Below are 20,852 nucleotides of genomic sequence, written 5' to 3'. Positions count from 1 at the left end.
CTCGGTCTACCTGCCCGCCTACCTCAAGACCGCGTACGGACTGGCGCAGGCCGATGCCGCCAACCGGATGGCCGGATTCGTGCTGCTGGCGGTGCTGATGCGCCCGGTGGGCGGGTGGCTGTCCGACCGGTTCCCGCCGACCGGGGTGCTCGCCGGGACGCTGCTGGTCGTCGTGGCCGGCGCCGCCGTCCAGGCGTTCACGCCCGGGCTGGCACCTGTCGTACGGTCGCGTTCCTGTCCATGGCCGCCGCGCTCGGCGCCGGCAGCGGTGCGACGTTCGCCCTGGTGGCGCTGCTCGCCCCGGCGAACAAGGTCGGCTCGGTCACCGGGGTCGTGGGCGCCGCGGGCGGCCTGGGCGGCTTCGTACCGCCACTGCTCATGGGCTTCGTCTACGGCCGGTACGGCACCTACGCCCTGGGACGATCGCGGTCTGGTTCCGCAGTGTGTTCTGGTTCTCCCCGCGCAGCGACCTGATGATCGGCGCGCCGTTGGTTTACCAGGTGCACGCCATCGGCGGCTTCCTGTTCCTGGTGTTGTGGCCCTTTACGCGGCTCGTGCACGTCTGGTCGGCGCCGCTGGCCTATCTGTGGCGCCCGTACGTCGTCTACCGTGCGCGCCGAGGGCCGCTCCCGGCCGTTCCGCCCACGCCGGTCGCCGGGCGCGAGGCGACCGCACGCCTCGGCCGCTGACGCCCCCACGCGGCGGGGCAGGAGAGGACCGGCGGCCGCCTGCCGTGGGACCTTCGTCACTACAGCCCCTCTCTCGGGCCGTGGTGGACTCCTGATCGGCCCCGCCGTCGGCGGGCCATAGGCGAGAACCTGGGACTTTGGGGGATGCGGGTTGTCCGACGCCGATGGTGGTACGGAAGGATTCCCGACAGCGCGGACCGGGCCCGCAGGCGCGGCGCCACCCGTGTTGATACAGGGCGGGATGGGCGTGGGGGTGTCCGGGTGGAGGCTGGCCCGTGCGGTGGCGGGCACCGGTCAGCTCGGCGTGGTGTCGGGCACGGCGCTCGACGTCACGCTGGCCCGCCGGCTGCAGCAGGGGGATCCCGGAGGGCATCTGCGCCGCGCGCTGGCCCGTTTTCCGGTCCCCGAGATCGCCGAGCGGGTCCTGGCCCGCTACTTCGTCACCGGCGGGGCCGTCGACGACAGGCCGTACCGGCCGGTGCCGCGTCTGGGGCTGCGGCGCGGCCAGGCCGCGGACGAGCTGGCCGTGGTCGCCAACTTCGCCGAGGTCCTGCTCGCCAAGGAGGGGCACGACGGTCTGATCGGGGTCAATTATCTGGAGAAGATTCAGATGGCCACGCCGGCCGCGGTCTATGGGGCCATGCTCGCCGGAGTCGACTACGTGCTGATGGGCGCCGGCATTCCGGCGGAGATCCCGCGGCTGCTCGACGATCTCGCGGCGCAACGGGATGCGGAGATCTCGGTGACCGTGGCGGGGGGCGAGACGTCGCACACGGTCGGCCTCGACCCGGTGACACTGCTCGGCCGGTCGTTCGCGCCTCTGGCACGGCCCCGGCTGCTGGCGATCGTCTCCTCGCACATCCTGGCCGCCTACCTCGCGCGCTCGGCGGTGACCAGGCCGTACGGGTTCGTGATCGAGTCTCCGGCGGCGGGCGGTCACAGCGCGCCGCCGCGCGGCCGGGTGCGGCTGGACGAGGCGGGCGAACCCGTGTACGGCCCGCGTGACGAGGTGGACCTCGGCAAGGTCGCGGGGCTCGGCCTGCCGTTCTGGCTCGCCGGTGGGTACGGCACGCCCGACGGGCTCGTCAGTGCGCTGGAGACGGGAGCCGCCGGGATCCAGGTGGGGTCGGCGTTCGCGCTGTGCCGGGAGTCGGGCCTGGACGACGAGCTGAGGCGGCGACTGCTGCGCGACGCCGCCGACGGCGCCCTGGAGGTCCGCAACGACCCGCAGGCATCCCCTGCCGGTTTTCCCTTCAAGGTCGCCCAGGTGGCCGGCACGCTGTCCGATGCCGGCGTCTACGCGGAGCGGCCCCGGCTGTGTGATCTGGGCCACCTGCGCACGCCCTATCAGAAGCCGGACGGCGGAGTCGGCTACCGCTGCCCGGCGGAACCAGCGGAGACCTACGTCCGCAAGGGCGGTCGCGTGGAGGAGACCGCCGGGCGCCGGTGCCTGTGCAACGGGCTGCTCGCCGCGATCGGTCTCGGACAGCGCCGTCCGGACGGTTATCTCGAGCCCCCGCTGCTCACTCTCGGCCAGGACACCGGCTTCCTCAGCGGTCTGCCGGACGACTACTCGGCCGCCGACGTGGTCGAACGCATCCTGCAGGGGACCGGCGCACGCTGATCCAGAGCCGGGGCAGGCGGCGCCGCCCAGCTCACGGGCTGATCGCGGGTATCCGCGGTGACGAGATCGATCCCGGAGACCGCATCGTCGTCCCCCTCGTGGCCGAGGGCTGCGGCGCCTCGGGGGGAATCCGGAGCGTCGGCGGGGATGGGCCGCGGGCGGTGCGTGTGTCACCGTCCGCGGCCCGGTGGGAACCTCACATCAGCTGCGCAGGCTCCACTGCTGGTTCGTGCCGCCGTTGCACGACCACAGGATGAGCTTCGTGCCGTTGGCGGTGGCGGCGCCGTTGGCGTCCAGGCACAACCCGGACTGCACACCGGTGATGGTGCCGTTCGAGTTGAGGTTCCACTGCTGGTTGGTCTGTCCGTTGCAGTCCCAGATGATCACCTGGGTGCCATTCGTCGTGCCCTGGTTGTACGCGTCCAGGCACTTGCTGCCGAACACCTGCAGTTGCTTGCCGGACGTGTACGTCCACCGCTGGTTGGTCTGTCCGTTGCAGTCGTACAGCTGGACCTGGGTGCCGTTGGTGGTGCTGGAGTTCGGCACGTCGACGCATCGGCCGGACTGGCCACCGACGATCGAGCCGCTCTGCTGGCCGGTCCCGCCGCCGTTGCCCTGCCTGACGAGCGACTTCGACTCGGCCGATCGATTGCCCTGGGCGTCCACGACGTAGAGCCGATACTCGCCGTTCGCCGACGGAACGGCGATGGAAGTCGCGGTTCCGCTTGCCCTGGTCATCGTGCTGCCGGCGGTGAAGGAGGTCGTGCCCGAGGGAGCCAGCCACACCGTCTTGCTCGCGTCGCCCGCGCTCCGGATGGGAATCGACGTCACACCGGCGCCTGTGAACGTGCTGGCGGGCAGGACGTAGTCCGGCAGAGAGAGATTGCTCTGCGGAATGATGCTCTTGTACGCGTCCTCGAGTCCGGAGTTCACGGCGATGCCGTAGGCCTGCGACGGCCAGACATAGTCGGAGGATACGAGGATGTCCTGGACCGTGCTGTTCGGCAGGTTCTTGTTGGAGACCTTGTTGATGGCCCCGTACGTCTGCGTGATGCTCAGGTCGTGTTTACGCCCGAAGTCGTCGGAGTTGATGAGCCACGTGACATTCTTGTCCACGCTCAGGACGTTGTCGCGGAAGGTGATGTACGCCGAGCCTTCGTCCGGGTGGAGTCCGTACTTGTGACCGGCCGGGACGCCCTGCAGGTAGTTGTTGCTGATTGTGGTTCCCGGCTGGCTGCCCAGCGTGTAGATGGGAGCCGTATCGCTCAGGCGCTGCACCGTGTCGATGATGTGGTTGTAGCTGATGGTGTTGTTCTTCGCCGTGGTGGTCGGCCGGTTGGGCGCGATCGAGCCTGACGACCCGTCGAAGTTCCACCAGCCCCAGCCGAGCGTTATACCGGACCACGGGGCTTTCTCGATGCGGTTGTGCTGGATGGTCAGGGTGTCGGCGAAGTACGCCGAGATGGGGCTGTGGCCGTTGAACAAAACGGCGCTGTCGTAGATGTAGTTGTTCTTGATATCGATGTTCTTGGGCGCTCCTTCGACCCCCACGGGATACTTCTCGTGATTGGTGGAGGTGTAGTCCCCGATGTAGACATGCTGGGGATGGCCCACGACGACGGCGGAGCCGGCGATGTCGTTCGTGTAGTTTCCGGTCAACTGTGTGTTCACCACGTCGTTGACCATGCTGATTCCGTCGACGCCGGTGTGCTGGATCCGGTTGTTCTGCAGGACGAGCCCGTCGGCGTTGTCGATCTGGATGGCGCCGGGCGCCACGTCGACATTGCGGTAGTAGTAGGCGTGGAAGTTCTGCTTTGCATAGGCGATCGCGCCGAGGTTGCCCTGCTGGGCCTGCTTGTACACCGAGCCGGCCACGTTGAACAGATTCCAGTCGGAGTGCTCGACCGTGAGGCCGGAGAAGGTGATGTTCCGGACGCGATTGCTCGTGGAGGTTCCGGCGACCTTGAGGAGGGTGGACACGTTGTTCGGCGCGAAGACCGTCGCGGTCGACATGTCTTCGGAGCTTGCCTTGTAGTAGTACAAAGTCTTGCTCGACTTGTCGAAGAAGAACTCGCCCGGCGTGTCCAGGAACTCGTAGGCGTTCATGACCTTGTGGGTGCCGCCGACCTGGGCGTTCCCGTTGAAGGCGCCCTGGGCGATGGCCGCACCCGGCTGCTGGAACAGGGCTATGCGGTTGGAGCCGTCAGCGGTGACCTGCCGGACTCCCACGATGGCCGTGGTCCAGGTCGTCGACGTCTCTATCTCGATGTCGTCCTGGTTGGTGGCGACAGCGGGAAAGTCGTTCAGACTGTACTTCGCCCCCGCGCACTGCGAACCCGACTCCCACGCCCAGGACGCCTGCCCCGCCGTGATGGTGTAGGTGCCGTAGCAGCCCTGTGAACTTATCGTTTTCGAAGCCATGTACGCCCGCTTGTCGTTGACATAGAGCGCACGGAGCTTGTTGCTGCGATTCAGCGGGGCTTTCCAGATGTTGCCGCTGTGCTGCGTCCATCCGGTTACCTGGACGCCTCCGTTGAGGATCGGCGTCTCGTTCTGGTACGCGGCGTATATGACCCGGTTGCCGTTCGTGCCGGAGTCGGCCGGCGTGAAGTCGATCGTGCTGCTGACCGGGTAGTTCCCCCCGCGGAGGTACACGTAGATGTCGCCTGTCATATTGGCGTTCACCGTGCGGACGACGTCCCTCGCGCGCTGCAGGGTTCTGAACGGCGACGTGATCGTTCCGGGGTTGGCGTCGTTGCCGTCGGGGGCGACGTAGTAGGTCGCCTGGGTAGCGGCCGAGGCCGGGGTACTACCTGCGAAGGTCGGCAGCAACACGGCGGCGACGAACACCGCGAGCGCTGCTAACGCCCTCTCAGTGGTGGACAGGGCTGACTTCACGCTCTGTTCCTTTCGCTGGTTCCGAGCGGATCTCCGCCGCGAAATCACCCCGCCTTGGCAGGACTCATCGGGGTGGGCACTTGCGCGTGCGGGGCGTCTTTGTCGTGCGGTTGCGGACGTCGTTCGGCGGGCCGCCGTTCGATGGGGACACCCTGATGCAGGGCATGCGGTCAAAGGGGTGCCTCCGAACGCAAGAGCTCAGGTGGGCTGTCCGGAGAACATCCCATGAATAGGCTCGGTTTCGTACAACGTATGACGTGTGATGTCTCGGGTCAAGAAACAATCATGAGCGCCGAGTGACCTGGGGCCGATGGGCAGGCGGCCGCCGATTCTCGCGAGGGCTGGCTGAAACTTTCATCGGCAGGCAGGCTGAGCGCGCGCCGGGACGGCGACCGCTTGGTGGGCGCCGTGCTAGCTCGTTCACCCCTGGGCGGCGACGTGGCCGCGGGGAGTCATCCCACCTTTGATCGACGTCGAAGCGTTCTGTCGCCGTTCACTCGGGACGTGCCCGGCGGTCCCGCTCCTCCACCGCCGGGCGCCCGAGCAGTCTGTCGATGCTGCGGCGCTCGCGTTTGGTGGGGCGTCCCGCGCCACGAGCCCGGACGGCCACCGTCGCGGCCTGCTCGGGCGGAGGAGGCGGAGGGCTCTTGTCGACGTAGCACTCGGCGGCCACGGGGGCGCCGACGCGCTTGGTGATGATGCGGGAGACGACCACGATGCGTTCGCGCCCCTCGTGTCGCAGCCGGACCTCGTCACCGGCCCGGACGACGTGCGCGGGCTTGACCCGCACCCCGTTGACCCGGACGTGACCGCCCCGGCAGGCGTCGGACGCGATCGAACGAGTCCTGGTCAGCCGTACCGACCAGATCCAGACGTCCACCCGCGCACTCACCTGCTCACCGGACACTCCGACACTGTACTGACAGCGGCGCTGAGGCGTATCGCGTCGCGCCTTTGCGTCGCTAGGGTTCGGTGCCATGGTCACCCCCCTGGAGCCCGATGACCCGCGCGTGCTGGGTGAGTTCACGCTGCGGGGGCGGCTCGGCGAGGGCGGGCAGGGGGTGGTGTTCCTCGGGCTGTCGCCCCGCGGGGAACCGGTCGCGGTGAAGGTGCTCAAGTCGGGGCTCGACTCGTCGGTGAAGGAGCGGCTGGTCCGCGAGCTCGACGCGATGCGCGGGGTCGCGCCCTTCTGTACCGCCCGGGTGCTGACCGCGGTGGTCGACGGGCGGATGCCGTACGTGGTGAGCGAGTTCATCGACGGGCCGTCGCTGCAGCAGCGGGTCGATTCCGGCGGTGCGCTGCGGGGCGGCGAGCTGGAACGCCTCGCGGTCGGCACGGCCACGGCGCTGACGGCCATTCACGCGGCCGGGATCGTGCACCGGGACTTCAAACCGGCCAACGTGCTGCTGGGGCCGGACGGCCCCCGGGTGGTGGACTTCGGCATCGCCAGGCACGGCGCGAGCGACACGATCACGGGAGGCCCGGTCGGCACCCCGGCCTACCTGGCTCCCGAGCAGATCGCCGGGGACCCGGCCACGTCCGCCTCCGACGTGTTCGCCTGGGGAGCCACGATGGTCTTCGCCGCCACGGGCCGCCCGGCCTTCGGCGCCGGCGGCGTCCCCGCCGTCATGCACCGGATCCTGACCGCCGAGCCCGACGTCTCGGCACTGCCCCCATCGCTGCGCGGCGTGGTCGAACGATGCCTGGCGAAGGATCCCATGCGCCGGCCTGCCTCCCGCGACCTGCTGCTGGAACTCGTCGGGTCCACCCCCGACCCGCTTCAGGCGGGCGCGGCCGCGGCGACCACCAGGCCGGAAGGCGTACGGCAGGGCGGGCCGACCGCGATTCTCCCGGCCGTCCCGGCTCCCGGTCCGGCCGGGACGATGCCGTCGGGTACGGAGACCACCGGGGTGGGCGGCCGTCGGCGGGCTTCCCGCACCGGGATCGTCGCCGGGGCGGTGGCGGCCGTGGCCGCGGTGTCGGTCACCGCCGCTCTGCTGGGGCCGCGCCTGCTGTCCAGCGGCACGGCCGGCACCTCGACGCACGCCACCACGACGACGACCGTCTCGCATGCCGGCGAGTCACCGGCGCCGCCCGCCGACGCCATGCCGGGGGAGACCGTCACGGACTACGGCGGCGCGGGGCAGGACGAGACCATGACGACGGACGACGCCTCGGACGATTCCTCCGGGAACGCCACAGGGACACCGAAGGCGGCTCCCGTGCCGTCGACCACGCCGGGCGGGACGGTTCCGGCCGCGTTCGCCGGCACCTGGGGAGGCCACCTCGAGCCCGACCAGCTCGTGGGAACCAGCGAGACCGACGTACAGATCGTGCTGGAGCCGGGCAGGCGCACCGGAAGCTGGAAGGACACCAACACTTCATGCCGGGGGAGTCTGACGCTGACGCGCAGCGCCGGCACGGCACTCGTCTTCCGGCTGGACACGTGCGCCGCGGGCACGATCACCCTGACCCAGACCGGCGAAGGGCTCGCCTACCGATGGGACGGCGACGAGGGCGAGGTCATCTTCCAGGGACTCCTGATCAAGGACTGACCACCCCGGTTGACCTGCCGAACGTAGGGTGAGCGGCATGGCGCTGCGACTTGGTCTGCTCAACTTCAAAGCCCGGGACAACTCGGCGCTCGGCCGGTTCTGGGCGGACGCGCTCGGCTGGGATGTCTTCAGCGACGGACCCGCGGTGACAGGCGTCGGGCCCGTGGGCTTCGTCTGGCCGGACCCCGTGGCCCTCTGTGTCTGCGTCGTCGCCGTCCCGGACCCGGAATCGGTGCGGTATCGGGTGCACTTGGATCTCGCCACCACCTCCGAGGCCCATCAGGCGGAGCTGGTCGCACGCCTGAAGGAGCTCGGTGCGACGCCCGCCGACGTGGGCCAGGGCGATGTCCCGTGGACGGTCCTGGCCGACCCGGAGGGCAACGTGTTCTGCGTGCTGGAGCCGCGCGAGATCTACCGGGACACCGGGCCGATCGCCGCGGTGGTGGTCGACTGCGCGGATCCCAGGGCCATGGCCCGGTTCTGGGACGAGGCGATGGACTGGACCCTGCACGAGGTGAGCGACGACCACGCGCGGCTGCGCTCGGCCAAGGGGGTCGGGCCGTATCTGGAGTTCATCCGCACGACGCTCGGTGCGACGACCGTGTGGAACCGCGTGCATCTCGACCTGCTGCCCTACCCCGGCGACGACCAGGCGGCGGAGGTCGCCCGTCTGCAGGCCCTCGGCGCCACCCCCGCCGACGTCGGTCAGGGCGACGCCTCGTGGATCGTCCTGGCCGACCCGGAGGGCAACGAGTTCTGCGTCCTCGCCCCGTCCTGACGGGGAGCCCGCCCCCCGGACACATGGGAGTCTCCACTGACAGTAGGTGTCAGTGGAGGGGCCGTACGGTCCCGGCATGGCGTTCATCGAGAAGATCACGCGGTGGCCCGACCCGACGGCGGGCGGCGGCCGAAATCACGACGACCGGCCCGGGCGGGCGTTCGGGCGGAGGGGCGGATCTGCGGGCGGCGGCGACCACCTGGCCGGCGCCCGGACGGAAAGGGCGGGACTGTGAACGACTTCGACTTCCTCGTCGGCACGTGGGACGTGGCCAACCGGAGGCTGCTGAAGCGGGGTGTCGGCAGCGATGAGTGGGAGGAGTTCCCGGGCCGCTGCGTCGCGTACGGCTTCTTCGGCGGCGCGGGCAGCTTCGACACGCTCACGCTACCGACCAAGGACTTCGACGGCGCGACGGTCCGGACGTACGACGCCGAGCGGGACGAGTGGTCCATCTACTGGGTCAACAGCAGGCGTGGCCTGGATCCGGTGCCGGTCGTCGGCCGTTTCGTCGACGGCGTCGGCACCTTCTACGCCGACGACACCGACGACGGCCGTCCGATCCGGGTCCGGTTCATCTGGTCGGGGATCACACCCGGCACGTGCCACTGGGAGCAGGCCTTCTCCTACGACGGCGGCCGTACCTGGGAGACCAACTGGACCATGGACTCCACCCGCGTCGGGTGATGCGTGGCTGTGCCGGCAGCGCGTCTGACCCTGGAAGGCCGGTTCTCCTGCGATCTCGAACAGTGGTCAGTTCAGTCGCCAGCTCGACCTCCGCCACCGGATCGGCGGAGGTCCCTCGGCGGACCCGCGCGGTGAATCCGGATCTCTGCGTGCGGCGGGCGGCGAGTATTGCGGGCACGACCGACGGACCGGCGTTCACCACGTCGACCAGGCGTGGGACCTGATCGCGGGGGCACTGTCCGCGTTGCGCGGGAGGGTCAGGCGCGTAGTCGGGCAGCGGAGCCGCTTTCGACCGTCAGGGACTCCGAACCTCCGGAACAGACAGGCGGATCCGGGGGTGTTCGTGCGGGTTCGGCGTTTTAGGTGGTGCCGCTGTAGATGGTGGCGAGGCTCCCGCACATGACATTCGACGAGCCGATCCACAGGATCGTGAAGCGATAGCCGTTGCTTCTCCTGGTGACGGCGTCGGCGCAGAAGTAGGGACGAAATTCGTCAGGTGCGAAACCCGTGGAAACGTCGAACGGCAGCCTCCTCAGCAGCCAGCAGACTCCGCTGTCGACCAGCGCGTCCAGGTCCCCGCGGACGACCGCCACCATGCCGATCGACCATGGGGTGGCGTCGTGGTGGTACACGCCGATCGCCAAATGATCGGTCTCGTAGGCGCACTCCGCCGCGTCGTTGACCGCGTTCACCCTGCTGATGAAGCGCTCGAGCCCGCCGCGGAACCGCTTGAACTCCTCGGAGCCCCCTTCGGGGATGAAACCGAGGGCGTCATCGGCAAGGCCCGCGATGCTGATGCAGGGGTTCTGCGTGATCGCACTGACCCCGTCCGCCGGTGGAAAGGCGGGGAGTTGGGATCTCGTGATGGGCCCCGGAGCGGGGCAGACCGGGCCCTTGGGTTTCTTCGACTTCTTCGGCTCCTGAACCTGCCCCTTCTCGGTCTCCGCGGCGTTCGAGCCTCCTCCGTACTCCTGGTCTATACATGCCGTGCTGAAAAGGGAAAGCGACAGGAGAACGACAAGAAATCCGTGTGTGATTGAACGACCAGCGGCAAACGCTGAAATTCGAGATCGACGACGCATCGAGCTTCCCCCACAAATGTCACCCCGGTCTGCTTATCGCCGTCATATCTTCATCCGGGCCGACCGGCGAAGCGATGTTCCGGTCCGCTCAGCGGACCGTTGCCGGCCGCAATCTTCGCCGGTGCGACGCCGCCGTGCCCGACGCACTGCCGGACGACGTTGTCGCCATGGCGAGCATCGAGAAGCGCCGTGAGGCGAAGATCGCCGCGGTGGCGTAGCCCCCGCGCTACCGGTGCGTCCGGGCGCACATGCCCTCGGCTGTCCTGCCGGCCGGGCGTGTCCGACTCCGGGCGATCAAGGCTGGGGTGCGCTCTTCATCGATTTCGTCAGCGGGATCGACGCAATCCCGGCATTCCTGGGCGCCGATGGTGAGGATTCCGCGGATTGGCCGTGAATGGATCGTTCCAGTCGTCGTCTGTGGCGGCCTGCCGGTCCGCATGAATGCCCGTACGGCTCCGCTGATTGGCCGGTGAGGGCCCGGATCATTCGGTCAGGAGGCTCGAAAACGCCTGGTCAGAGAACATGTCGAGAGCCCGTACGGCGCGTTGTGGGAAGCGCCGGTGCCCGCTTCATGGCCACTGATACGCTTTACGCCTTTCGATAACTCTGAGCATTTACGGGGCAAGAGTGACGACGGGGCCCGGTTATCACCAGCAGTATCCGCCTCAGCCGCAGTGGCAGTCTCAGCCTCCACCTCCCCCTCCGCAGTGGCAGTACGGTCCTCCGCAGCAGCAGTGGCAGCCCCCATCGCAGCAGTGGCAGCCTCAACCTCCGCCGCCCCCTCCTGGGCCCGGACGCAGGACCGGGCTGTGGGTGACGCTCGGCATCCTGTCCCTCGTCCTCGTCGTCGCGGTGGGCGCGGGGGTGGGCCTCGTCCTGCGGGGCGGCGGCTCCGGCGACGACACCGCCGGAGACGGCACGGGCGACGTCGCCGTCGACTCGAACACGGTCGTGGTGAAGGACGACGAGATCACGAAGCTGGTCCAGTCGCACAGCAAGGCGCTGGCCTCGGGCGACGCCAAGGCGTTCACCTCGATCTTCGACCAGAAGAACGCCGCTCTGGTCCGCGATCAGGCGAGAGTCTTCGCCAACCTGCGCAAGATGCCGCTGGCCGAGAAGTCGTACGAGGTGTTGCGCCGCCAGGGCCGGGCTCAGGACAGTTTCGGGCGTGGCGTGAAGTTCACGCAGGATGTCGCCTTCGTCCACCGGTTCACCGGCATCGACCTGCGTCCGGTGTCCGAGTGGTACCGCTGGACCATCGAGAAGGCGTCGCCGAAGGCGCCCTTGGTCGTGACGAAGGTGGAGGGTGCGCCGCCGACGATCAGCGGCGAGGCGTCGAAGACCATGTACTACCCCGGGCCGTGGGACATCTGGCCGGACATCGTGGTGGCGAAGGCGGGCGGAAGCCTCGTGCTCGCCAGGCCGAAGGACGCCGCCCTCGCCCGGCGCGTCGCGCCTACCGTCTCCGCCGCGGCCACGAGCGATCTCGCCTTCTGGCAGAAGAACGGCGATCCGGACGCGGCGGTGCCGAGCGGTTTCGTGGTGGCGCTGGTCGAGGGCAAGACCCAGCTCGGCAAGCTGTTCCGTACGTCCAAGGCGAACGAGGCGGGAGTTTCGATCCCGATGCCGCGCTGGGGAATCGGGAACGACACCGTGAAGATCGGCGGCACCCGCGTCGTCATGGACACGGCGTCCGAGTTCTTCAAGGACGAGCAGGGGATCATGGAGATCTCCGAGCACGAGCTGGCGCACTCGCTCGTCGCCGGGCTCGACAGCGCGCAGTTCGCTCTGTTCGGCAGGGCGAACTGGATCACCGAGGGCTTCGCCGAGTATGTGGCCGGCCGCAGTCAGCCGATCGCGCGGAACCGGCGGGCCGCCGAGGGCCGCGCCTACGTGGCAGGACAGCTCGCCATGCCGTTCGACGGGAAGCTGCCGACCAACGCCCTCTGGGACTTCAAGCAGATGACCAGCGTCAACTACCTCATGGGGCATGTGGCCATGCGGTTCATCGCGCAGAAGTACGGCGAGCGGAAGCTGGTCGAGGGCGTGGTCGCGGCTTACCGGGCACCGGGCGACGACAGCGAAGCCGCCCTCTTCCAGGTGCTCGGCGTGACGAGGGCGGACTTCGAGCGGCAGTGGGCGAGCTACGTCCGCGCCCAGTTCGCGTGATCGGGGGAGAGGTATGACGGATCAGCACAACAGGGACGCGTACGGCGGGCCCACTCCGCCCTCGCCGTCCCCCGCGCCGTCGCCGTACGCGTACGGCGACGGCCGATCGCTCTACGGCGGGCAGGAACAGCCGCACCTCGATCGGGGACACCAGGGTGAAGCCGGAGGCCTGAGCCAGCCCGCACCCGGCCAGTCCGCCCCCGCTCTGCCGGCTTACGGTCAGCCGGCCTATGGCCAGCCCGCACCCGCTCAGCCGGCCCATGGTCATCCGGCTTTTGGCCAGCCCGCACCCGCTCAGCCGGCCCATGGTCATCCGGCTTTTGGCCAGCCCGCACCCGGCCCGCAGGCGTACGGGCAGCCGGGTGGTCCGGGGCAGTGGAGTGAAGCCGCGTCGCGGGGGCAGGCCGGGCCCGGCCCGCAGGCCTCGGCCCCTCCGGGGTACGGACCGCCCGGCCAGAGCGCGCCGTGGGGTCCGGGCGCCCCCGGCGCACCGGCGCCGTACGGTCAGCCGGGTCAAGGCGGACCCGGTCGAGGTGGACCCGGTCTGGGGCAGCCGAGCCAGGGTGGGCCAGGTCAAGGCGGGCCGGGTCAAGGCGGGCCGGGTCAAGGCGGGCCGGGTCAAGGCGGGCCGGGTCAGGGTTACCCGGGCTCGCCGTACGCGCAACCCTGGGGGCAGCCGCAGCCGCAGCCGCAGCCGCAGCCGCAAGCCCAGCCGCAGCCGGGCCCGGCGGCGTCGGCCCCCGCTCCGCCGGCGCAGGGCCGGACGCCCTGGCATCCGGGGCAGCAGGGGTATGCGGGCCAACAGGGCTACTCCGGTCAGCAGGGGGGCTACCCAGGCCAGAAGTATGGCGCTCCGGGGCAGCCGCCCCAGGGGCTCCCGCCACAGCCGCAGCAACAGGCGCCCGGCGGCAAGGGCAAGACGGCGCTGTTCGTCGTGCTCGGGCTGGTGGTGCTGCTGGCGGTGGGCGGGGGGACCGCCTGGTTCGTCGCGGGCTCCGGCACCGGCTCCGGCACCGCATCCGGTGGGGGCGAGGGGGAGTGGTCCGTCCCGCTCGCGAGTGCCGACAGCATGGACTTCACCCAGGGGCTCGCGTTCGCGGGCTGGCTGACCGACAAAACGGTGATCCGGGTGCAGCGCGACGGGGTGCTCGCCTACGACCTGACCTCGGGCAAGCGCGCCTGGGGCGCTCCGTCGCCCGGCGACCAGCTCTGCGGCGCCACCGCCGACCTGGCGAACGGCAAGGGCGCCGTGGCGTACGGCAGCGACCAGCTGTGCGACCACCTGGCCGGCGTCGACGCCGCGACAGGAAAGATCACCTGGAAGATCAAGATTCCGGCCGAGAAGTCCCGGGTGGCCAACTCGCTCACCGTGCCCCAGATCATGAACGCGGGCGACGTCGTGGTGGTGTACGCCGACGACGTCCTGTCCGGCTACCGCCTGTCGAACGGCGCGAAGCAGTGGACGGCGCGGCTGCCGGAGGGCTGCCACATCAAGGACGTGAACGCGGCGGCGGCCCAGGTGGCCCTGCTCCTCGACTGCACCTTCGAGGGATCGGGTGGCCTCGTGGAGGTGCTCGACCCGAAGAGCGGCGCGCCCCGGTGGCGTTACAAGATGGGCGATCTCAGCCTGATGAGCCTGATGCTGTCGGCCGACCCGCTGATCGTCCGCCAGGAGGACGGCGACAAGAGCTCCTTCACGGTCCTCGACGACCGAGGCGGCAAGGTCAGCGAGTTCACGACCGGCAAGGTGGACATGCTCGCCATGAACACGGTCGCGTTCGTGGACGGGATGTTCGAGCAGCGCCGCTACGCCGTGCACGGCGACCGCCTCTACCTCACGACCTTCCCGGAGAACGTGCCGGGCAAGGCGCGATCGGGCGACAAGGTGCTCGCCTTCGACCTCAAGACCGGCAAGCAGGTGTGGGAGTCGTCCGGCACCCAGCCCACGATGCTGAACCTCGTCCGGGCCGACGACCACGGCCTGCTCGCCCTGGAGGTCGGCGACTGGCGGGACCTGCCTCCCCGGCTCGTCCGTCTGGACGCGGCCACCGGCAAGGCGGCGAAGGTGGGGGAACTGCCGCAGAAGTACGGCACCGATGGGGAGCGCGCGCGGGCCTTCGAGCGGAACGGCGCCGTCGTCATCGTGCCGTGGACCTCGGTCACGGCGAAGCACGCGGTCGTCTACGTCGACACCAAGGAGAGCTGACCGGACCGGGCCCGGTCGTCGCGCGGCCGGGTGGGTTGATTCGCCCGTTGCGACGGGGTCCCGTCCTGACCGGCGGACGAGACCCCGTCGATTCGCCTCACATCAGGGGCTGGTGCAGGTGGCCGCCGGGGTGGTGGCCGAGCCGCTGCCGATGAAGCCGAAGGTCGTGCTCGTGTTGGCCGCAAGCGAGCCGTTCCACGACTCGTTGCGCACCGACATGGCCGAGCCGGAGCCGGAGCTCAGCCCTCCCCACAGCTGGGTGATGGTCTGCCCACCGGGCCAGGTCCACTTCACGGTCCAGCCGTTGATCGCCGCGTTGCCCGCGCGCACCGTGACCTCACCCTGGAACCCGCCGGTCCAGGAGCTCACCACCCGCAGCGTCGCCGAGCAGGCGACGGACACTCCGCCGGACGGCGAGGGGCTAGGACTGGGCGACGGGCTCGGCGAACGGCTGGGACTGGCGCTCGGCGATGGGCTCGGCGAGACGCTGGGCGATGGGCTCGGCGAGACGCTGGGGGAGGGACTCGGGGAGGCACTGGGGGAGGGACTCGGACTGGGCGAGGCGACCGGACCGCCCCACGCCGCCGTCGAGTCCAGCCAGGCCGCGCGGCGCAGCGTCCAGTCGCGCAGGTACTGCACCTGCCCCTGCCAGGTGGACGCGGTCGGGGTGTTGAAGAAGCCGATGGTGCGCGTCGTGAGGTTCGGCCAGCGCTGGAAGTTGCGCTGTGCGGCGTTGGTCAGCGGCTGGGCGAGAGCGTCGATCCTGCTCTGCAGCGCGGCGTCGGACAGCACGCCGCGGCGCAGCTCCTGCCAGCGCGCCTTGACCTGGTCGACGAAGGCCGGATCCCGCATGAGCTGGGTGAACCAGTCGTTGGCGACCGGCTGCCGGGTCTGCTGGTACTGCCAGCCCGCGGTCTGGTCGTTCTGGAAGAACCCGCCCACGCCGAACGTGAGGTCGTAGTCCCACAGCGGACCGGCGAAGATCTTGGAGTCCCGGTCCTTGTAGAAGTAGGCGCTGCGATAGTTGGCGTCCATGTTCCGGCTCAGCTCGTAGACGATCAGCTGGTCGATGAACGAACCCACGTCGATGTACGCCCGATAGCCGGTGTCCGGATCGGCGAAGTTCTGCGAGTGCAGCACGTTGTGGAATTCCTGGATGTAGCCCCGCAGCCAGTCCTTCTGCTGCGACTGCAGCGGTGAGGGGTCGACCACTTCGAGATAGGTCCAGCAGGTGGCCGAGGACCCGCTGCACGGCAGCGTCGGCTCCTCCGCGGCCATCCACTCGAACTTCCAGATGTACCCGCCCGTGAGCTTCGGCAGGGTCGTGTCGTCCCCGTCCAGTTGCTTGAGGTCGAGGCGGTTCTTCGAATTCTTGATCGTCTCGGCGAGCATGTAGACGCCCATGTAGTCGTCGGCGCCCACCGGACCGGCGTCGGTGTTGAGATAGAGCTCCACGAACCGATACCGGGGAGCCTTCAGCCCCATCTCCTTGCCGAGGTCGTAAACCAGGGCCTCGCGGATCAGCGACTTGTCGGGGAACGGCCCGCGCAGCACCCAGTCGGAGTCGGCGGGCATCCCCAGCACCGGGTAGTCGGCGTCGTCGTTGTCGTTGTCCCAGAACTCCAGGCGATAGGGCGCCTTCTCGAACGAGGCCGACGACTGCCCCCGCAGGTGGAATCCGGAGCGGGTGGCCACGGCCGGAGCCGCGGTCAGCGACGTCGTCGCACCACTGCCCGGGTCGAAGATCATGGTGGCGGCGTCGAGATAGTCCCGGCCGGGCTTGCCCTTGCCGTACGAGTCGATCAGGACCAGCGGCAGGTCGTGGGTCGTGGTGGTGGCGGTGGCGACGTACATGGCCGTTCCGGGCTTTCCGGACGCCGTGCCGCCGGCGAAGGCCTGTGCGCGCAACTGGGTGGTGCGGGTGAACTGCAGCGGCTGGCCGCCGTAGAGCGCCGACTGCGCGGTGGGCGGCGTTCCGTCGGTGGTGTAGCGGATCTGCGCGCCGCCGGCCGCGGTGGTCAGCGACACCGAGACCTGCCCCTGGAAGGTGCCGCTCGGTACGGAGAAGGCGATGTCGCCGGTCAGGTCGTCCACCGCTGTGGCCTTCGCTGTGGACGCTGCGGTACTGGAAGCCGACCCGGCGCCCGCCGATGACGGGTACGCGTTGAGGGGTCCGGCGAGGAGCCCGGTGAGGAGCACGGCGGCGACCGCCGTCCTCGTGGTACGGCGAGCCGCCGTGACGCCGGTGCTGCGGAGCGTCAGACGCACGATGCCTCCTGTTCGGGGCGGTGGGAGATGTCGGGCGCCGGGTCCATGGGCGACGCGGTGCCATGGAAGTGGCGGCGCAGCGTCCGCCGCCACGGCGTGTCCGGCAGGTCGGGGCGGAGCGCGGCCAGACCGGTGGCGTATTTGGAGATGCGGGCGGGTCTCATCCCGGCCCGCCACAGCATGCGGTCGACCGGGGTGGCGGCCGAGGCGCTCTTGGTCTCGACCACGGCGAGGCCGGGCAGCCGCAGCGCGGCCTCGCCATGCCGCCAGGCGAGCTCGGTGTCGAGGGTGACCCGGCTCGCGGTGTCCGGCAGCAGCAGGGTGGCGCGGTGGTATTCGGTGACCAGGACTGGTTCGAGAAAGCTCCTGGCGGCGGGACCGATCGACTCGCGGTCGAGTGCGTCGTCGACGAAGTCGCGCCCGGGGTCCACCGTGTCGCGGTTCCGCGGGTCATAGGGCAGCCGGTGTTTGGTGATGCGGCCCCGCGCGCCACTGATCTTGACCTCCAGCCAGCACCGGGCGGAGTCGACGTAGGTGCGGGTGCGCACCTTGAAACGCCGGCGTCGGCGATAGGCCGCGCAGTGATAGCTGGTCAACTGCGGGGTGTCGAAATACACCGACTGGTAGCGGAAGGTGCGTTCGCCGTCGATGTCCAGCACCTGGGCGTACGGCATGAGCCGTTCCAGCAGGTGGGGCAGCGCCTCGGCCGGGACCAGATACTTGCGGTCCACCCGGGTCTGCAGCGCGGCCCGGTCGACCAGCTCGTCAAGCCCGACGGGGGCCAGTCGCGCCAGGGCGGTCCCTAAGGGCATCGTGGTCATGGGCGTGCTCCGGCGTGTGCGGGCGCCTCGGGGTCGGCGGTCAGCGCCCGGTCGGTCAGCGCGTACCGGACGTCGACCACGGTGGTCTCGTTGACCAGGTCGAGCCGCTGGACGGTGACGGCGTGCACCCGGGCGTCGAGGAGTTGTTCCAGGTGCGCGACGAGCGCGACATGGTCGGTGAAGGCCGAGTCGAGCACCAGGATCTGGTGCCGGTAGTGCCGGAGCAGCCGCCGGTGGTCGCCCAGGAACATCACCACGAGGATGAGCGCCATCATGCCGCCGCTGAGCCAGACCGAGGTGGTGCTCACCGCGCCGAGGATCCCCAGGGCGAGGGCCGAGAAATAGTAGGCGACCTCGTGCTGGTCGAGTTCGGTCGAGCGCAGGCGGATGATGGACAGCACACCGAACAACGCCATTCCCAGCCCGAGGCCCGCGCCGACGTTGCCGGCGCTCAGCGCGCTCGCCACCGCGAGGACGCCGATGTTGACCCCGAGGTAGGAGACGACCAGGTCACGTCGGCGGTGCCGGGGGAAGTAGAGCCCGAAGACGAGCAACACCACCGCGCAGATGTCGATCGCGAACAGGACGAGCTGTGCCACCACGTTCGTTCCTCCTGAGTCGCCGCCGGGGTGGGCAGGGCAGGCCCGCTCCTCCACGCGGGCGTGTCGAAACTTTCGAATGTCAAAAGAAAGTTTCGGGAACTCGTGCGGAACAATAGGTGAATCCGCAGTGTCGCGTCAATGAACATCTGACAAGGAGTCATGTCCGAATTGGCAGAAGATCGCTGATCGGCAATTACTCAGGGCCAGTGCGTCGTCGTTCGTCGAAAGCGATGCGCCATTCCGAGCGAGGTGTATCCAGGTGAAAGTTTCACTGCCCAGGGCTCGAAAATCGGATTGGTCGTCACGCATCGATGATCAGTGGTGGTGGCAGCCTTCCTGTAGCCGGTCCACCAGCAAGATCACGGTCTACGGCTGAAGGTCGCGCTGATACCAGGTGCCTGACTTGCCGCCGAGATCGGCTGGGGTGGCCGGGCCGACCGGGACGAACCCGGCCTTGGTCAACACCTTCTGGGACGCGACATTGTCGTGGGAGGTGACCGCCCGTAGTGTGCGCAGCCCATGCCGTGCCGCCGCCAGCCGACAAAGCTCCTGGACGGTCGCGGTCGCCACGCCGCGGTCGGCGACCTGCTGCGCGACCCGGTAGCCGAGTCTCGCAGCGCCGTCCTCCAAGTCGTACAGGTTGAACCGGGCCAGAACCGAGCCGTCATCAGCGACGAGCACGTAGAAGGCGCAGATGCCGGCCTCCTGCTCGGCCAGCGAGGCGTTGTACCGGTCGGGGAACTGGTCGAAGAACTCGTCGCCGCGGTCGGAGATCGAAGCAGCGAAGTAGGTGCGGTTCGCAAGCTCGAAGGCCAGGACCGCCGGGGCGTGGTCGGCATGCAGCCGCTTCAGCTCGGGCATTGCCCGACTTTAGCCAGATCGTGCGCCGAGGCCACCTGAGTTTCCGCCAGTGGCAGGCGGCTGCATGAAGTCGTCGAGTCGGGCCTGAGGTGATGCCCTGCGTGTGGAAGGACCCGAAGGTGACTGCTAACGGGCGATCGTCGCGTCGGCTTCGGGACTGGGCGCCGTGGGAGCCGTCTTTCCCAGCCGGGTGTCGATCAGGAGCAGGGCGGCCAGCGCGGCCACGAGCAGGATCCCCGCCGCCCACCCCGTCGCGAGGTTGTAGCCGTGAACCTGGCTCTGCACGCTGGAGGCGTTGGCGGCGAGGTAGGCCGCGGTGCCGTTGGCCGCGACGGTGTTCAGCAACGCGGTGTCCAGCGACGCGCCGGCCTGCTGGGAGACGTTGAACATCGCGCTCGCCACGCCCGCCTCGCTGGGCCGTACGCCGAACGTCGACAGGTCGAGTGCGGCCGGCAGGACGAGGCCCATCCCGATGCCGATCAGGATGAAGGAGGGAAGGACGCCGGACGCGTACGCGCTGTCGGCGTCGAGGCGCGTGAGTAGCGCCATCCCCACGGCCCCCAGGAGCAGGCCGGCCCCCATGATGAACCGTGGCGCGACGGTCGTCATCAGCCGGCTGCCGAGGCCCACGGCCAGCATGACGCCGAGGGTCAGCGGCAGGAAGGCCAGCCCCGTCCGCAGGGCGGAGTAATGCTTGATGTCCTGCAGAAAGAAGCTGATGAACAGGTAGGCGCCGAACGGCCCGGCCATCATCAGCGCGACGACGAGGTAGGCGCCGCCGCGTCCGCGATGGCGGAGGATCGGCAGAGGGAGCAGGGGGTTGCCCACCCGGGCCTCCGCGAGCAGGAACAGGGCCAGCAGGACGACGCCCGCGGCGAGCGACACGATGGTGGCCGTCGCGGTCCAGCCGTCCTGCGTCGCCTTGGTGAACCCCCAGACGATCGCCACCAGGCCGGCCGTGGCCGGCACCGCTCCGAGGAAGTCGTATCCGGTCCTGACCTCGGCGCGGGACTCGTGCAGGAACCCCACGACGCCGAGTGCGGCGACCAGGGCGATGGGAGCGTTGACATAGAGCACCCAGTGCCAGCTCAGCGATGTGGTGAGGATTCCGCCGAGGATCAGCCCGATCGGTGATCCCGCGGCGACGACCCCGCCGAAGACCCCGAACGCGGCACCCCGCTCCTTGGGGTCGGTGAAGGTCGTGGACACGAGGGAGAGCGACGCGGGCGCGAGCAGCGCGCCGAACGCTCCCTGCGCCACCCGGGCGGCCAGCAGCATCGTCAGGCTCGTCGCCGCGCCACCGGCCACCGAAGCCGCGGCGAAGCCGACCAGCCCGATGAGAAGCGCTCGCTTGCGGCCGGTGTAGTCGCTGACCCGCCCGCCCAGCAGGAGGAGTCCCGCGAAGGGGAGCGTGTACGCGGTGATGACCCACTGCCGGTCGGCCGCCGTGATCGCCAGGTCGGCGTTGATGGAGGGCAACGCCACATTGATGATCGTCATGTCGACCACGATCATCAGCTGTGCGAGCGCGACCGAAGCCAGCCCGAACCATCGCCAGCGATCGGGGTGCGACGACTCCGTCCTCTGCTCGGTGCTCTCCGTCATTCGGCTCGTC

18 protein-coding genes are annotated in these 20,852 nt (G+C 69.4%); 10 read left to right on the top strand and 8 right to left on the bottom strand.

The window, feature by feature from the left end; all coding sequences use genetic code 11:
- Nucleotides 1-240 precede the first annotated feature (240 nt).
- From ACIBK1_RS19205 to ACIBK1_RS19195, 3 genes are all read left to right on the top strand, one after another.
- Nucleotides 241-474 carry a hypothetical protein gene (locus ACIBK1_RS19205; RefSeq protein WP_204053427.1) on the top strand — a complete coding sequence of 78 codons (234 nt, stop codon included), beginning with the start codon at nucleotides 241-243 and terminating at the stop codon, nucleotides 472-474.
- Entirely contained in the window at nucleotides 444-689 is a 246-nt protein-coding gene (locus tag ACIBK1_RS19200) for a respiratory nitrate reductase subunit gamma (protein ID WP_030511097.1), read from the top strand. The genes ACIBK1_RS19205 and ACIBK1_RS19200 overlap by 31 nt, the downstream gene beginning before the upstream one ends.
- A gap of 241 nt (nucleotides 690-930) precedes the next feature.
- A complete protein-coding gene (locus tag ACIBK1_RS19195) occupies nucleotides 931-2,313 on the top strand; it encodes a nitronate monooxygenase (RefSeq protein WP_396736519.1) in 1,383 nt (460 codons plus the stop codon).
- A 201-nt stretch (nucleotides 2,314-2,514) separates the two neighbouring features.
- Here ACIBK1_RS19195 and ACIBK1_RS19190 read toward each other — a convergent pair whose 3' ends face one another.
- Nucleotides 2,515-5,211, bottom strand: coding sequence for a ricin-type beta-trefoil lectin domain protein (locus ACIBK1_RS19190; protein ID WP_396736516.1), 2,697 nt, complete (start codon nucleotides 5,209-5,211; stop codon nucleotides 2,515-2,517).
- A 493-nt stretch (nucleotides 5,212-5,704) separates the two neighbouring features.
- Nucleotides 5,705-6,091 (bottom strand): RNA-binding S4 domain-containing protein, encoded by a 387-nt coding sequence (locus ACIBK1_RS19185; protein WP_396737252.1) that lies wholly within the window; start codon nucleotides 6,089-6,091, stop codon nucleotides 5,705-5,707.
- Between the two features lie 97 nt (nucleotides 6,092-6,188).
- Between ACIBK1_RS19185 and ACIBK1_RS19180 the strand changes: the two genes are divergently transcribed.
- The 4 genes from ACIBK1_RS19180 (at nucleotide 6,189) to ACIBK1_RS19165 (ending at nucleotide 9,228) form a co-directional block, all read left to right on the top strand.
- Nucleotides 6,189-7,766: a serine/threonine protein kinase gene (locus ACIBK1_RS19180; protein WP_396736513.1), complete on the top strand. Its 1,578-nt coding sequence runs from the start codon at nucleotides 6,189-6,191 to the stop codon at nucleotides 7,764-7,766.
- Between the two features lie 37 nt (nucleotides 7,767-7,803).
- The gene (locus ACIBK1_RS19175; RefSeq protein WP_396736510.1) at nucleotides 7,804-8,544 is read left to right on the top strand and encodes a VOC family protein; all 741 of its coding nucleotides are present in this window, start codon (nucleotides 7,804-7,806) and stop codon (nucleotides 8,542-8,544) included.
- Between the two features lie 76 nt (nucleotides 8,545-8,620).
- On the top strand, nucleotides 8,621-8,779 hold the full coding sequence (locus ACIBK1_RS19170; RefSeq protein ID WP_396736507.1) for a hypothetical protein: 159 nt from the start codon (nucleotides 8,621-8,623) through the stop codon (nucleotides 8,777-8,779).
- Nucleotides 8,776-9,228 (top strand): hypothetical protein, encoded by a 453-nt coding sequence (locus ACIBK1_RS19165; RefSeq protein WP_396736504.1) that lies wholly within the window; start codon nucleotides 8,776-8,778, stop codon nucleotides 9,226-9,228. Before ACIBK1_RS19170 ends, ACIBK1_RS19165 begins: the two co-directional genes overlap by 4 nt.
- A gap of 359 nt (nucleotides 9,229-9,587) precedes the next feature.
- On the opposite strand, the gene ACIBK1_RS19160 is transcribed toward ACIBK1_RS19165, so the two are convergent.
- A complete protein-coding gene (locus ACIBK1_RS19160; protein ID WP_156081159.1) occupies nucleotides 9,588-10,310 on the bottom strand; it encodes a hypothetical protein in 723 nt (240 codons plus the stop codon).
- Nucleotides 10,311-10,384: 74 nt separating this feature from the next.
- Between ACIBK1_RS19160 and ACIBK1_RS19155 the strand changes: the two genes are divergently transcribed.
- The 3 genes from ACIBK1_RS19155 (at nucleotide 10,385) to ACIBK1_RS19145 (ending at nucleotide 14,685) form a co-directional block, all read left to right on the top strand.
- Nucleotides 10,385-10,528 carry a hypothetical protein gene (locus tag ACIBK1_RS19155; protein WP_156081160.1) on the top strand — a complete coding sequence of 48 codons (144 nt, stop codon included), beginning with the start codon at nucleotides 10,385-10,387 and terminating at the stop codon, nucleotides 10,526-10,528.
- A 595-nt stretch (nucleotides 10,529-11,123) separates the two neighbouring features.
- Complete coding sequence (locus ACIBK1_RS19150) at nucleotides 11,124-12,479, top strand: hypothetical protein (RefSeq protein WP_051762380.1); 1,356 nt, start codon at nucleotides 11,124-11,126, stop codon at nucleotides 12,477-12,479.
- Nucleotides 12,480-13,413: 934 nt separating this feature from the next.
- Nucleotides 13,414-14,685, top strand: a complete 1,272-nt coding sequence (locus ACIBK1_RS19145; protein ID WP_030511106.1) for an outer membrane protein assembly factor BamB family protein — start codon at nucleotides 13,414-13,416, stop codon at nucleotides 14,683-14,685.
- Between the two features lie 102 nt (nucleotides 14,686-14,787).
- On the opposite strand, the gene ACIBK1_RS19140 is transcribed toward ACIBK1_RS19145, so the two are convergent.
- The 5 genes from ACIBK1_RS19140 to ACIBK1_RS19120 all read right to left on the bottom strand — a co-directional run bounded on the left by ACIBK1_RS19140 (nucleotide 14,788) and on the right by ACIBK1_RS19120 (nucleotide 20,842).
- Complete coding sequence (locus tag ACIBK1_RS19140; protein WP_396736499.1) at nucleotides 14,788-16,953, bottom strand: CotH kinase family protein; 2,166 nt, start codon at nucleotides 16,951-16,953, stop codon at nucleotides 14,788-14,790.
- The gene (locus ACIBK1_RS19135; protein ID WP_396736496.1) at nucleotides 16,944-17,774 is read right to left on the bottom strand and encodes a polyphosphate polymerase domain-containing protein; all 831 of its coding nucleotides are present in this window, start codon (nucleotides 17,772-17,774) and stop codon (nucleotides 16,944-16,946) included. Before ACIBK1_RS19135 ends, ACIBK1_RS19140 begins: the two co-directional genes overlap by 10 nt.
- Complete coding sequence (locus ACIBK1_RS19130; RefSeq protein ID WP_396722490.1) at nucleotides 17,771-18,373, bottom strand: DUF4956 domain-containing protein; 603 nt, start codon at nucleotides 18,371-18,373, stop codon at nucleotides 17,771-17,773. The genes ACIBK1_RS19135 and ACIBK1_RS19130 overlap by 4 nt, the downstream gene beginning before the upstream one ends.
- Nucleotides 18,374-18,742: 369 nt before the next feature.
- Nucleotides 18,743-19,237, bottom strand: a complete 495-nt coding sequence (locus ACIBK1_RS19125) for a GNAT family N-acetyltransferase (protein ID WP_030511110.1) — start codon at nucleotides 19,235-19,237, stop codon at nucleotides 18,743-18,745.
- A gap of 126 nt (nucleotides 19,238-19,363) precedes the next feature.
- On the bottom strand, nucleotides 19,364-20,842 hold the full coding sequence (locus ACIBK1_RS19120; RefSeq protein WP_396736493.1) for an MFS transporter: 1,479 nt from the start codon (nucleotides 20,840-20,842) through the stop codon (nucleotides 19,364-19,366).
- Nucleotides 20,843-20,852: the final 10 nt, after the last annotated feature.

Source organism: Microbispora rosea (genome assembly GCF_044460045.1).
In the GTDB taxonomy this organism is placed as follows: Bacteria; Actinomycetota; Actinomycetes; order Streptosporangiales; family Streptosporangiaceae; genus Microbispora; species Microbispora rosea.
This window is presented reverse-complemented; position numbering and strand designations above follow the sequence as displayed.